We start from the raw sequence: 13,003 nt of genomic DNA on the forward strand, positions 1-13,003 counted from the left end.
ACGCAGTGGGTCATCACTCGCAGAAAACAGGCCCTGTAAACTGTTACTTTTGACAGTTTACAGGCACGGCAACCTTGCTATTTCATACCCAAACCAGAATGGCTTTAACCCCTGGTTTTCGCATAATCATCGACGATGGAGAAGCGACCATGACGGCACAACAGCAACAACTGACCAGCGCTCAGCAAAAAATCCTGTACCCCAAACCCCTCAACGCGACCGGCAAGTTTAACGCGAAGGTCGATGATATCCCCCTTGATGTCCAGACAAAAACGCTGACACACGACTTTGACCGGGCTATCTACGGCATCACCGGCCGGCACGCGGATAATTCAGTGACCGTGAAGGAGTTTTATATCCAGCTCCCGGACAATATCGAAGTAGACAAGATATTCAGGCTGGAGGATTCCGAGCTCACCAAGATCAGGGTCTGGTACACGGTCAAGTCACCCACGGACCATTACGCCGTGGAGTGCATCAACGGGATACTGACCGTTAGGGAGCTCAATCATAAGGACCTCAAAATCGTCTGTGCCGTGATTGGGGACACGAATACCGATCCGCACGGCAACACTCATAACCTGAACATCGAACTCAACCTGCAGCTGAACACGCGCCTGGCCCGTGGTTGGGAACACGGATACCGATCCGCACGGCAACCCTCATAAACAGAACATCGAGCTCAACCTGCAGCTGAACACGTAATGCATACAAAAAAGCCCGTATCTCTCGATACGGGCTTTTTTATGCCTGGCGGGAAGGTTTACCAGGAGTAGCGAACTCCCACGTTGGCGCCCCACGGCTGGTCGATTTTCTGACCGCTGCTGTGCTCAAAATCGGCGTGCAACTGCAGGTTTTTCGACAGTTTTACCGCCACGCCTGCGCCGAACTCGTTACGCGAACCGGACAAGTCATTATTGAACACGTTGTTGTTCACCGCGACTTTGTTGTTGTTGGCAAACTCATGCACCCTCGCGGCACGCAGGTACGGCTGAACCACGCTGCCGCTGTCGAGCTGGATGTTACGTCCCACGGTGGCACCGGCCTTGGCCAGAATCGAACGGGTTCTTTCACCTTTCGCTTGCAGACCATTGTCCAGGTTGTAATTAGCACCCTGGATGACCACGGTGGACAACTGGGCATAAGGCTCGATAAAGAAGTCGTCGCCCAGTTTGATGTTACGCCCGAACTCTGCCGACAGGCCGCCACCGGTATTGGTGTACTTGCCCTTGGAGCTGGTGCCATCGCTCAGCCCGACCTTGGACTCGTTTTGGAAACGGTTGAGCTTGGCCACTGCGTCAAAGTACAGGCCACTCTCCTCGTCCATCCAGGTCGCGTAACCCCCTATGTAGTAGCTCTTGACGTTACCCGAGGTACCGCGCTTGAGGTTCAGGTCGGAGCTGCTGTGACCAACCATGGCGCCGATCAGCCACTGACTGTCGGCCAACGGCATGTCGGCACCCAGGGAGAAACCCTGCTGGTTCTGGGTGTAGCCCACACCGCTGCCGTCGGCCACGTTGTACTTGTTGCCATAACCACGAACCCACAAACCAGCCTGCCCCGGCTCGAAGCGCAGTTCGCCCATACGGGTACGCAACGAGGTTGCTTCGCCGTACCACACGGTCGGTGCGGTGTTGAACAACGCCAGCACCGAACGGGTGCCCGGGCTGATGGAGCGATTGCTTGGGTCAAGGAACCAGTCAGTCCCGTCTTTTTTCAGGCCGTACGAATAGGCTCCCACATCCACCTTGTCGCCTACCAGGGAAAATTCGGCGTCACCGCCTCCGGTATGCACGACGCGGATCTCTTCCGGCTTCACCGGCTCGGCGCCGCTGGCTGCCAGCAACAGGCTGTGGTTACCGGTGGCGTCACCTGTGATGTTCAGGAAGTCAGTCTTGCCCTGGGCGAAATCGGTGCCCATCACAAACGTGCCGTTGCCCGCCAGCGTCTCCAGGTCCAACTGATAGAACGCGTCGGTGGCGCCAAACTTTACAGTGCCGCCGGCCAGGGTCAGATCGCCAACCTGGCTGTCGCCGGTCAACTCCCAATAGGAGCTGTCACCCACGTTCAAGCTGGTCACGTTGTGCAACTGGCCGGTCAACCCGGCATTGTTCTGCAGGTTCAAATGGGCAGTGCTGCCAGCCTCGATGATCACATCGCCGGTCAGGCGGCTGTTGTCGACGTTCATGCTCGCGGTTGAACCGTCGTTGACTTCCAGCAACACACCGTTGCCCCCGATCAAGGTCGAGCCATTGCGCACGTCGATTTCAGCCACAGCGGGGCCGAAGTGGCCACCATTGACCGCAATCGCCGAGCCACTGCGGCCTTCGACGCGGCTGTTATCGAGCAGCAGTTTGCCCACATCGCCATCGGCATATTGATCAGTGATTATCACACCGTTGTTGCCACCGATGAGGGTGCTGTCGCTGGCAGTCACCGTACCACCATTGAGCCATACACCAGTGCTGTCAGCGTCGGTGCCCTCCACCCGGGAGTTCTTTAAGTGCAGCTCGCTGTTGCCTTGCACGAGCGCGCCACCCAAGGCACCACGGATGGTGCTGTTGAACACTTCAGCGATCCCGCCCTTGGCAGAGCCGTTGCTCTGGAACGCCTGCAGGCCAAAGTTGGTGTGGCTGGTCAGGGTGCTGCCATTGACCGTCGCTACGCTGTCGTCCAGGCGTAGCGCGCCGAACAATGGGTGGCTCGATTCAACATTGGCACCCGTGAGGTTAACAGTGGAGCCCTGGGTGGCGCGAATATCCGACACCTGGCTGCCGGCGTTGACGATCAAGGCCGAATCGTTGACCAGGATACTTTGCGCACGTGCGCCATCAAGCGTCAGTTCGGACTTTTGGTTCAACTGCCAATTCTTGCTGGTCTCACCGGCGTCAATTGTACGTTTCTCGCCAACCAACTGTTCATCAGCCTGAACGGTGCCTTGGGCCGCTGCAAACATGAAAAACGTGATGGTTGGAATTTTCATCATTTTGCTCAAGGGCTTGAGCTCGAAGTTGCTTAACACTGACATGCTTGTTCACTCTCTGGGGATAGAGCCTCTGAAAACGGTTTGGCTCGTTCCCTTGGAATGGAGCCTTACCTGTGCGGCGCAAAGAGTACGTAGTGAACAGCCCTACAGCTGTAGGACTAATCTGAGCAGGTGCGAGTATTTGCCAATGCTGGCTAGAGAAAAGGACACAGTAGAAGTCCGAAGGCGACAACTCCCCTGAATACGGGGAATCCAGAGCCGTTAAAAGCAGAAAGGGGAAGCCAAGCTTCCCCTTTTGCAGTAGCAACCACCGATAGCGTCAAGGTAGAGGGATAATGACCCCGTCACAGTAAGTGTTGCTATTCCATATCAAGACCCCGTCAGCCGGCTGACCCTGCCCCAAGGCGCCCCCTGCGACCGGCACGCTATACGTCGCGTTGATACTAGCCACCACTATCTGGGCCAGGAACGGACGGTAATCGATCTGGAAGATGTAGCCATTTGTCGGTTCGTCTCCCGTCAGGGTGTGAGTAAAGTCATCCGTGAATGGGCCTGGCGGGAAGTCCGGGTGAATGCCCTGGAGTGTCAACGTCAATGTCACAACGCGCCCCGCGAGCAACCTCGGATCGCCCGGCATAAAGATTTCAAGATAGTACTGCGGAGGGCTCCCTCTCTGACGTAGCGCCGAACATTCGATAATATTGCCCGCCCCTGCATGCAGGAACTGCACGGGATTCAAGATCACCGACACCGCGTCAATCACGTTAACCGTCGTCGGGCCGGAGCGGTTTTCGTTATCCGTGCGCGGGCCGGTGACAACGTAGCGGACGATCTGCGGGCCATTGCCATGCCTGGCTATTACGTCCCAAGGAATCTCGAATGTGACCGTTGCGCCCGGCCCATTGGTGCCTATTGAAAAAGGCCCGACTCGCTCCTCAGTGGTACCGTACAACAAGGTGATATCAAGGTCGGGGGTGGGCGGTCGCGGCACGTTCCACAACACGATCTCCGCTCTAACTGGCTGATTTGCATCAACCTCCCGAATCACATCTTCTTCATCTGAAACCGCACCAAACAGATGGACGAGGTTGAGCAGTGGATTATCCTCGCCCGGCTCCAACGGGGTCGGCAACTCCGGCCCTTCGGTCGACAGGTCGAGCAGAATGTCTTTATTCGGAGAGGGGAAAAGTCTACCACCACGATCGATCCGGTAACGCACACTCACCGGTTGCGGCCCAATATCCTGTGTATAGGAGGCCCTGATTGCAGCGTTCATGTTCCGGAACACCTCCGGATACGCCGCAATCGGCCCCTGCAGCGGGCCAGGGGGCTGTGTACCCCACTGCACTTCGCCCCGATCCACCAGAGGGTCCGGGTTCGTATAGGCTTCAATCCAGACGTCGACACCCTGCCTGTAATCCTTGATGTCGATCAGATTGTCGGTGCTGCCGTCCTTTGGGGCGTCCGCCAATGGCAGGAACGGCGGTTCCAGCACAGGGTCGTCCAGCAACGCAACGTTGCGGTTTTCAGGGAACGAGGGCCGGCTGGTGTTGCCGGCTCGGTCAGTGATGGTATAGAAGAAATAAAACGACCCGTTGAGGACGATATCGGCCGCCGGCAGGAAAAACGTGTTGCCCGTTCGAGACATCGGCTGCGACCCCACCAAAAACGCATCCCGGGGGTCCATCACACCGAGGGCCCAGTAGAAGTTGAGCTCGTCACCCGCTTCCCATGCGCCGGATAACGGAAGGTAGGTGTTATCAGGAATGGCGACGTCCAGGCCGCCTTGCGCTATCAGAAACGCATTATCGATTAGGGTACCCGGTGGCGCATTCACCAGGATTGGCACTAACGGCTGTTCGCGCGTATCGGCCGTGGCATACGGTGCAATTCTGTCGACCCTGAAGGCCCCCGGGAACGATTCGTCCATCGCATTACCGGGGCGGCCTCCCAAATCTCGGTATTGGATGTTCCTGAGTTGATATAGGCCATGGGCGAAACCCTCAGGGCCAGCAGCAACGGGAATAGTCCATATACGTGGTGGAACTGGAGTAATTGATGTGCTGAATTGTCTCGGCGGTAAAAACTCCGACCAGGGTCCAGGAATAGTCCCGGCAGTTCTGATATCGATTTTGACCCAGTCAGTGCCAAGACTGGCAGTGCCCATAGTGCACTGTACATTTATACCAACGTTGGCAACTCGGACGGTAATGAGCCCCGTTGCATCCAGCGCCTCCGCAATCGTGGGCGCATTCAAAGTCGGATCGAGTATTACTATGTCGTTGACCTGAGACCTGTTGCTCATTTCAATTTCTCCATTGCTGTTTAATATAAGCGCCGCATCAACACGCACTTGTCCATCCAGTTGTCGTTCCTTAAATCGTTCGCCCTTGATTTCGGGCAACGGACTCTTCGACCGATTAACGTTCGGCCTACGAAAACGTGCAAATACCCACTAAGGAATACTTGACCGGTCAGCAATCATTGATTGCCGTTGACCGGTTTGTATCGGCCCTCACTCAGGACCCGTACCGTCCGGCCCGCAAAAAGTGGGGTTCGGTGGTGTTGAATTAACCTGACGATCGACCTGCACGAACCGGGAAGCGGAAGTGCCTGTCGGGATCCCCCCTCGGAACACGGTGTACCTCGCCTCCGCCCCCGCGTTGACTTTCAACGGTTTGATCAACTGCTCGTAGGGCAGGACCAGGAAGGTGTAACCCGCCGCATCGGCAACCTCGTCCCACGTATGATCAAAGGTCTCGGCCGTATCGGGATCGGGATCGATATCCGGGCTCTGCCTGTACCCCTGCCAACTCAACCTGACCAAATCCCCATGCTGTATCCGGGGGTCGCTGACGAGCACTTGAACACCTTCCCAGATGGGCGGTTGGGTGGCACAGGTGAGAACAAACCGCGTGGCCTCCGTGGATTGCGGGAAGCTGGGCCGGAGGTAGCTGATTGGCGGCGCAACGTTGACGCTCACCACCTGGTCCGGCGACAGTTGCTCATTGACGAAATTGCTGGTCCGGTAGTGCACCAATGTGCGGGCGTTAGTGCCACCGTCCACAATCACCTGCCAGTCAACCTCGTTGTCAAAGGTCACCGTTGTGCCGCCGACATCCCCAGGCTTGACGGTATACGTGGCGACCGGGTCCAGGCGGGACGGCCAGTAAAGGTAAGCGACTTCACCCACCTGGGGATTGTTGAACAAGGGGAAGGTGACTCTCACTGGCCCGATACTGTCGCGAGAGTCCAGGAAGTTGGCGGTATTGGAAACACGGCCAAATACGTCAACCAGCGCCAGCGTCCGATTCAACAATGCAGGCGCATCGACGTGATCCTGACCGGCAATGGTCATGTCCACTGTCACCAGGGTCCAGGGCGAAACTTCGCCCGGCCCCACCGTGTCACCCGCCCGGCGAATGAAGTAACGCACCCCCACGTTCACCAGGCGGCGCAAATCGGCGCCATTGGCGATCAGCACCGACCAACTGACCGGGACAGAGAAGGGAAAGGTCACCACCTCCACGGGCGGCAGCAAAATACCATCCCATTCGACATAACACTGGTCGCCTGGATTCCAGTCCAGGTACTCCGTGGGCACCCTGACGGTAACGATTCGGCGTGCGTCCGCGCGGTCGATCAGAAGGTCTGCGTCATAGGCAGGAACCTGCGGCGCCGGCAGGTCGGAGGGTGGCGTAGTCAGCAGCAGTTCGACTTCTGCCACTCGCGAAAATGCCAGGTTCAGGTTGCCGGCGCGGTCTCTCAACCGGTAGAAACAGTAGAGCCGGCGGGCGCCGGGGAACCGGCGAAAAAAGTCACGGGGGACGTCAACGTAGATCGGGCCGGTGTCAGTGGGCAGCGGCGATGAAATCAACGTCGGCGCGCCGGTGGGCAAAGCATCTCTGTCACTCAGGTAAATCAGTACCTCGTCACCGACCTTGCGATCAAAATAGGTGTCCGGGATTTCGATAGGCACCAGTGGAGTAGCGTTCAGGTAGCCTTCAGTGATGGGGTCCTCCGGAAAAATCGCCGGGTCTAGCTCGCGGCTGCGGCCGGGCGCATCGTGGTCAATGGTAATCCTCACACTGTCCGATAGATCGAACGTCGGGCTGTCAGGCCTGACGTTGTGAACACGGAACGAAAGATTAACCACGGCACTGCTCAAGAGCCATGATTCGGGGATCTCAACACGATAGGGAAAGTCGGCCCGGGTGATGGGGCCACGCAATTCTATAGGAGGGAGTTCAGTGGGAGCAGCGCCGTCGACATCCCAGATAAAGATCACAAAAGCGCTGAATCCCGCCACGGGCAGAGCCGCCCAGGGTTCCACGATATCTATCTGCAAGGGAAAGAAGGTGAACCGGACAGGGATCAATCCGTCAGGCAACGCGTTTACTACGACGGGCGCTGCTATTGTGGCAAGCAAACCTGGCGCACCGCCATCAGATTGACCCGCATTTGAAATATCCATCCGACTCTCCCGGCAATGATCCAACACCCGTTTACCGTCGCTGCGATGTGGCTCCGCAAAGCGATCCGCCTGCCAGCCATTGAACTCCTGGTTTAAGCCTCGGGATACTGTCAGAACTTACAGGTTAGGCCACCGCTCGTCGGGTTCACTCATCCGGCGGGCGGTTGCACAACCAAAATTTTCTTGACGAGGTGGATGCCCGGATGTTTTTCTGAAACCGGTTTCAGTGTTAATTCCACTGTCACTCACACCTCCAATAAGAAAGGCCGTCACCGTGACCTCATTTTCCGCCGCCCAGCGCAGCCGCGTGACCATGCTTGACGTGGCCGAGCGTGCCGGCGTTTCCAAAGCCAGCGTGTCGCGCTTTATCGGCGACGACCGCGCCCTGCTCTCCGATGCCATCGCCCTGCGCATCGAACAGGCCATCGACGAACTCGGCTACCGCCCGAACCAAATGGCCCGTGGTTTGAAACGCGGGCGTACCCGCCTGATCGGCATGCTGGTGGCCGATATCCGCAATCCCTATTCGATTGCCGTGATGCATGGCGTGGAAACCGCCTGCCGCCAGCACGGCTACAGCCTGGTGGTGTGCAACACCGACCGCGATGACGAGCAGGAGCGCCAGCACCTGGCGGCCCTGCGTGCTTACAATATCGAAGGGCTGATCGTGAATACTCTCGGCCATCACCTGGACCAATTGCTGGAACTGCAACGGGAAATGCCCCTGGTGCTGGTGGACCGCAAGGTCGAGCCGCTGCATAGCGACCTGGTGGGGCTGGATAACCCGGTGGCGGTGCGCATGGCCGTGGAGCACCTGGAACAGCAAGGCTATCGCGACCTGCTGTTGGTGACTGAAGCCACCGACGGCACCAGTTCGCGGCTTGAGCGCCTGGACAGTTTCAAGGCGGAAATTGCCAACCGTCCGACGTTGACCGGCGCCGTACTGGAGTTGGACGGCGAACTGGAACAGCGTCTGCAAAAGTTTCTGGCCAAATCCGGCCCCAAGGCGTTGTTCTGCGCCAACGGTATCGCGGCACTGGCGTGTACCCGTGCATTGAAAAATCTAGGCTGCGACCTGTTTGATGACGTAGGCCTGATCGCCCTGGATGACCTCGACTGGTACCCGCTGGTGGGCAACGGCATCACCGCCCTCGCCCAGCCCACCGAGGCCATCGGCGCCAAGGCCTTCGACTGCTTGCTCAAGCGTTTGCGCGGCGATACCGAGCCGACGCGCACCCTGGATTTCTGGCCACAACTGATTGTCCGGGGCTCGACACAATCCCTTGTGGGAGCTGGCTTGCCTGCGATAACGGTTTCTCCGGCGAAGCAGTAGGCGGCTGACACGCCGCCATCGCAGGCAAGCCAGCTCCCACACGTTTATTTTGCGAATAAAAATGAAACCGGTTTCAGAGGTCCACAACAATGCATAAATACCCCGTCTCCATCAGCCTTTCCAGCTACGGCGCCGACCTGGTCCGCCAGCAAGGTCAGCTGAGTTTCGTCTCGGTACTGGCCGCCGCTGGCGCCCAGCGCATCGAATGGCGCGAAGAACTGCTGACCACCGAGCAACCGCTGGAACTGGCGCAAGCCGCGGCCGATCAAGGCCTGGAATGCGTGTTCTCCTCGCCCCTGGAACTCTGGGTGGCCGGTCGCTCGCAGCCCAATGCCGAATTGGCCGCCACCCTCGACCGCGCCCAAGCGTTTGGCGCTGGCTGGCTGAAAGTCTCCCTGGGCTATTTCACCGACACCAACGACCTGGACAGCTTGAGCGCCCTGCTCAACCGGCATCCGGTCAAGCTGCTGGTGGAGAACGACCAGACCCTGCACGGCGGGCGCATCGAGCCGATGCAGCGCTTTTTCAACGAAGTCGAGCGCCTGGCCGTGCCGGTAAAAATGACCTTCGATATCGGCAACTGGCAATGGCAGGACCAATCCGCGGCCACCGCCGCGCGCCTGCTCGGCCGGCATGTGGACTACCTGCACTGCAAGGCCGTGGCCCGGCGCGCCGACGGCAAGCTGGTGGCCCTGCCGCCGGGCGCCGCCGACCTGCATCTGTGGGAACAACTGCTGCGGCATATGACTCAAGGTATTACCCGGGCCGTGGAATTTCCGCTGCAAGGCAATGACCTGGTGCAGGTCACCGCCCAGCAGGTCGCCGCCCTCGCCGTCCTCGGCCAGCCACGCGTGGAGAACGCACATGTCTGAGATCGATATCCTGTCGTTTGGTGAAACCATGGCGATGTTTGTCGCCGAACAGACCGGCGACCTGGCCCAGGTTGCCCAGTTTCACAAGCGCATTGCCGGCGCCGACAGCAACGTCGCCATCGGCCTGTCACGCCTGGGCTTCAACGTCGCATGGCTGAGCCGCGTGGGTGCCGATTCCCTCGGGCGCTTCGTGGTGGACACCTTGCAGAACGAAGGCCTGGACTGCACCCATGTGGCGGTGGACCCGCTGCACCCCACGGGTTTTCAACTCAAGTCCCGCGAGGAAGCCGGCGATGATCCGCAGGTGGAGTACTTCCGCCGTGGCTCGGCCGCCAGCCATCTGTCGGTCGAGGCGATCAAGCCTGAGCTGTTGCAAGCCCGGCACCTGCACGCCACCGGCATTCCGCCGGCGCTGTCGGACGCCACCCGCGACCTGTCGCGCCAGTTGATGACGCAAATGCGCGAGGCCGGGCGCAGCGTGTCCTTCGACCCGAACCTGCGCCCGTCCCTGTGGGCGAACGAGCAACGCATGATCAGCGAAATCAACGCCCTCGCCTGCCTGGCTGACTGGGTGTTGCCGGGCTTGGGCGAAGGCCGCTTGCTCACCGGTTTTGAAGACCCGGCCGACATCGCCGCGTTTTACCTGGACCAGGGCGTGGAAGCCGTGGCCATCAAGCTCGGGCCCCACGGCGCGTATTACCGCACCCAGCTGGACCAGGGATTTGTCGCCGCCGTGCCAGTGGCCAAGGTGGTCGACACGGTCGGCGCCGGCGATGGATTTGCCGTGGGCATGATCAGCGCGCTCCTGGAAAACCTGAGCTTCAGCGAAGCCGTACAGCGCGGCAACTGGATCGGCAGCCGCGCGGTGCAAAGTCGTGGCGACATGGAAGGCTTGCCGTTCAGGACCGATCTGCCCCACACGCAAAAAGCCGGCTAATCAGAGTTACCCGTTACCTGTTGCCACAACTACAACAAGCTCAGGAGCAACCTTATGGAACCGTTGAAACTCGCCACCCGCCGTTGGTGGTACATCATGCCCATCGTGTTTATCACCTACAGCCTGGCGTACCTGGATCGCGCCAACTACGGCTTTGCCGCCGCCTCCGGGATGGCCGAAGACCTGATGATCACCCCGGGCATGTCGTCATTGCTCGGTGCGCTGTTCTTCCTCGGCTACTTTTTCTTCCAGGTGCCCGGTGCGATCTACGCGCAGAAACGCAGCGTGAAGAAGCTGATTTTCGTCAGCCTGATCCTGTGGGGCGGCCTGGCCACCCTGACCGGCATGGTGTCCAACGCCTACATGCTGATCGTGATCCGCTTCATGCTCGGGGTGGTCGAAGCCGCCGTGATGCCGGCGATGCTGGTGTACCTGTGCCACTGGTTCACCCGCGCGGAACGCTCGCGGGCCAACACCTTCCTGATCCTCGGCAACCCGGTGACCATGATGTGGATGTCGGTGGTCTCGGGCTACCTGGTGCAGCATTTCAGCTGGCGCTGGATGTTTATCATCGAAGGTATGCCGGCGGTGATCTGGGCTTTTATCTGGTGGAAGCTGGCGGATGAAAAACCGGCCGACGCCAAATGGCTGAGCGCCCAGCACAAGCAGGACCTGGAAACCGCCCTCGCCGAAGAACAAGTGGGCATCAAGGCGGTGAAGAACTACGCCGAGGCCTTTCGCTCACCCAAGGTGATCATCCTGGCGCTGCAGTTTTTCTGCTGGAGCATTGGCGTGTATGGCTTCGTGCTGTGGCTGCCGTCGATCCTCAAGGCCGGTTTGAAAATGGACATGGTCGAGGCCGGCTGGCTCTCGGCGCTGCCGTACCTGGCGGCGGTGATCGGCATGCTGGCGGTGTCCTGGGGCTCGGACAAACTGCAAAAACGTAAACGTTTTGTGTGGCCACCGTTGCTGATCGCCTCCATCGCGTTTTATGCGTCCTACGTGCTCGGCGCCGAACACTTCTGGTGGTCGTACACCCTGCTGGTGATCGCCGGGGCCTGTATGTATGCGCCTTACGGGCCGTTTTTCGCAATCGTCCCGGAAATTCTCCCGGCCAACGTCGCCGGCGGCGCCATGGCGCTGATCAACAGCATGGGCGCCCTCGGTTCGTTCGGCGGTTCGTACCTGGTGGGCTACCTCAACAGCAGCACCGGATCGCCCGGCGCCTCGTACTTGCTGATGAGCGGTGCGCTGCTGGTGTCGGTGGTGTTGACGATCTTTCTCAAGCCCGGCGCCAGTGACCGCGAGCGCGCCCCGCTGCACTCCCTTGAATTGAAGGTAAAGACCTGATGAAAAAGTCTGTCGTGCTCTACAAGAAACTCTCTGCACCGCTGATGGCCCGCCTGCATGAACAGGCCGAGGTCACGCTGATTGAATCGCTGGATGAAAGCGGCCTGGCCAAACTGCGTGAAGCCTTGCCGACCGCTCAGGGCTTGCTCGGTGCCAGCCTGCGCCTGGATGCCAAACTGCTGGATCTGGCGCCAAACCTTGAGGCGGTGGCCAGCGTGTCGGTTGGTGTCGACAACTACGATATCGACTACCTGACCGAGCGCGGCATCCTGCTCAGCAATACCCCAGACGTACTGACCGAAACCACCGCCGATACCGGCTTCGCCCTGATCCTGGCGACCGCCCGGCGAGTGGTGGAACTGGCCAATATGGTGCGTGCCGGCAACTGGAACCAGAACATCGGCCCGCTGCATTTCGGCAGCGACGTGCATGGCAAGACCCTGGGCATTATCGGCATGGGCCGGATTGGCGAAGCCTTGGCCCAGCGTGGGCACTTCGGGTTCGGCATGCCGGTGATCTACCACAGCCACTCGCCAAAACCTGCGGTGGAGGTGCGGTTTGACGCGCAATACCGCAGCCTGCCGGACCTGCTCCGGGAAGCCGACTTTGTGTGCCTGACCTTGCCGCTGACGGCTGAAACCGAAGGTTTGATTGGCGCTGAAGAGTTCGCGCTGATGGGCCCGGAGACGATCTTTATCAACATCTCCCGGGGCAAGGTGGTGGACGAGCCGGCGCTGATTGAGGCGTTGCAACAACGCACGATACGCGCGGCGGGACTGGATGTGTTTGTGCGCGAGCCGCTGCAGCATGACTCGCCGTTGTTGCGTTTGAACAATGTGGTGGCGACGCCGCATATCGGTTCAGCGACTCATGAAACGCGGGAGGCGATGGCCAAGTGTGCGGTGGACAATCTGCTGGCGGCGCTGGCGGGTGAGAAGCCGAAGAACCTGGTGAACCCTGCCGCCTGGAAACACTGATTCCTGAAACACCACAGCACCCAATGTGGGAGCGGCGGTGCGACGACTCGACTTGCTCGCGAAGGCGGTGTGTC

The 13,003-nt window shown here is 59.4% G+C and carries 9 protein-coding genes; 6 read left to right on the top strand and 3 right to left on the bottom strand.

The window, feature by feature from the left end:
* The first annotated feature begins 149 nt into the window (after positions 1-149).
* Positions 150-668 carry a hypothetical protein gene (locus tag QF039_RS14590; RefSeq protein WP_307519078.1) on the top strand — a complete coding sequence of 173 codons (519 nt, stop codon included), beginning with the start codon at positions 150-152 and terminating at the stop codon, positions 666-668.
* 95 nt (positions 669-763) lie between these two features.
* Here the strand turns inward: QF039_RS14590 and QF039_RS14595 are convergent, their stop codons facing one another.
* The 3 genes from QF039_RS14595 to QF039_RS14605 all read right to left on the bottom strand — a co-directional run bounded on the left by QF039_RS14595 (position 764) and on the right by QF039_RS14605 (position 7,460).
* The gene (locus QF039_RS14595; protein WP_307519080.1) at positions 764-3,028 is read right to left on the bottom strand and encodes an autotransporter outer membrane beta-barrel domain-containing protein; all 2,265 of its coding nucleotides are present in this window, start codon (positions 3,026-3,028) and stop codon (positions 764-766) included.
* Positions 3,029-3,305: 277 nt separating this feature from the next.
* Positions 3,306-5,390, bottom strand: a complete 2,085-nt coding sequence (locus tag QF039_RS14600; RefSeq protein ID WP_307519082.1) for a hypothetical protein — start codon at positions 5,388-5,390, stop codon at positions 3,306-3,308.
* A gap of 111 nt (positions 5,391-5,501) precedes the next feature.
* Positions 5,502-7,460 (bottom strand): hypothetical protein, encoded by a 1,959-nt coding sequence (locus QF039_RS14605; protein ID WP_307519084.1) that lies wholly within the window; start codon positions 7,458-7,460, stop codon positions 5,502-5,504.
* A gap of 274 nt (positions 7,461-7,734) precedes the next feature.
* On the opposite strand from QF039_RS14605, the gene QF039_RS14610 reads away from it, so the two are divergent.
* The 5 genes from QF039_RS14610 to QF039_RS14630 all read left to right on the top strand — a co-directional run bounded on the left by QF039_RS14610 (position 7,735) and on the right by QF039_RS14630 (position 12,929).
* Complete coding sequence (locus QF039_RS14610; RefSeq protein ID WP_307519086.1) at positions 7,735-8,793, top strand: LacI family DNA-binding transcriptional regulator; 1,059 nt, start codon at positions 7,735-7,737, stop codon at positions 8,791-8,793.
* An 89-nt stretch (positions 8,794-8,882) separates the two neighbouring features.
* A complete protein-coding gene (locus QF039_RS14615; protein WP_307519088.1) occupies positions 8,883-9,665 on the top strand; it encodes a sugar phosphate isomerase/epimerase in 783 nt (260 codons plus the stop codon).
* Positions 9,658-10,602 (top strand): sugar kinase, encoded by a 945-nt coding sequence (locus QF039_RS14620; protein WP_003214077.1) that lies wholly within the window; start codon positions 9,658-9,660, stop codon positions 10,600-10,602. Before QF039_RS14615 ends, QF039_RS14620 begins: the two co-directional genes overlap by 8 nt.
* Before the next feature lie 54 nt (positions 10,603-10,656).
* Positions 10,657-11,952 (top strand): MFS transporter, encoded by a 1,296-nt coding sequence (locus QF039_RS14625; RefSeq protein WP_307519092.1) that lies wholly within the window; start codon positions 10,657-10,659, stop codon positions 11,950-11,952.
* Complete coding sequence (locus tag QF039_RS14630; RefSeq protein ID WP_307519095.1) at positions 11,952-12,929, top strand: D-glycerate dehydrogenase; 978 nt, start codon at positions 11,952-11,954, stop codon at positions 12,927-12,929. The genes QF039_RS14625 and QF039_RS14630 overlap by 1 nt, the downstream gene beginning before the upstream one ends.
* Positions 12,930-13,003: the final 74 nt, after the last annotated feature.

Source organism: Pseudomonas sp. W2I6 (assembly GCF_030815935.1).
In the GTDB taxonomy this organism is placed as follows: Bacteria; Pseudomonadota; Gammaproteobacteria; order Pseudomonadales; family Pseudomonadaceae; genus Aquipseudomonas.

What these genes read in the sequence shown, in the direction of transcription:
- QF039_RS14590 (WP_307519078.1), top strand. Translation starts at nt 150, where the DNA reads ATGACGGCACAACAGCAACAACTGACCAGCGCTCAGCAAAAAATCCTG.
- QF039_RS14595 (WP_307519080.1), bottom strand. Translation starts at nt 3,028, where the DNA reads ATGTCAGTGTTAAGCAACTTCGAGCTCAAGCCCTTGAGCAAAATGATG.
- QF039_RS14605 (WP_307519084.1), bottom strand. Translation starts at nt 7,460, where the DNA reads ATGGATATTTCAAATGCGGGTCAATCTGATGGCGGTGCGCCAGGTTTG.
- QF039_RS14615 (WP_307519088.1), top strand. Translation starts at nt 8,883, where the DNA reads ATGCATAAATACCCCGTCTCCATCAGCCTTTCCAGCTACGGCGCCGAC.
- QF039_RS14620 (WP_003214077.1), top strand. Translation starts at nt 9,658, where the DNA reads ATGTCTGAGATCGATATCCTGTCGTTTGGTGAAACCATGGCGATGTTT.
- QF039_RS14625 (WP_307519092.1), top strand. Translation starts at nt 10,657, where the DNA reads ATGGAACCGTTGAAACTCGCCACCCGCCGTTGGTGGTACATCATGCCC.
- QF039_RS14630 (WP_307519095.1), top strand. Translation starts at nt 11,952, where the DNA reads ATGAAAAAGTCTGTCGTGCTCTACAAGAAACTCTCTGCACCGCTGATG.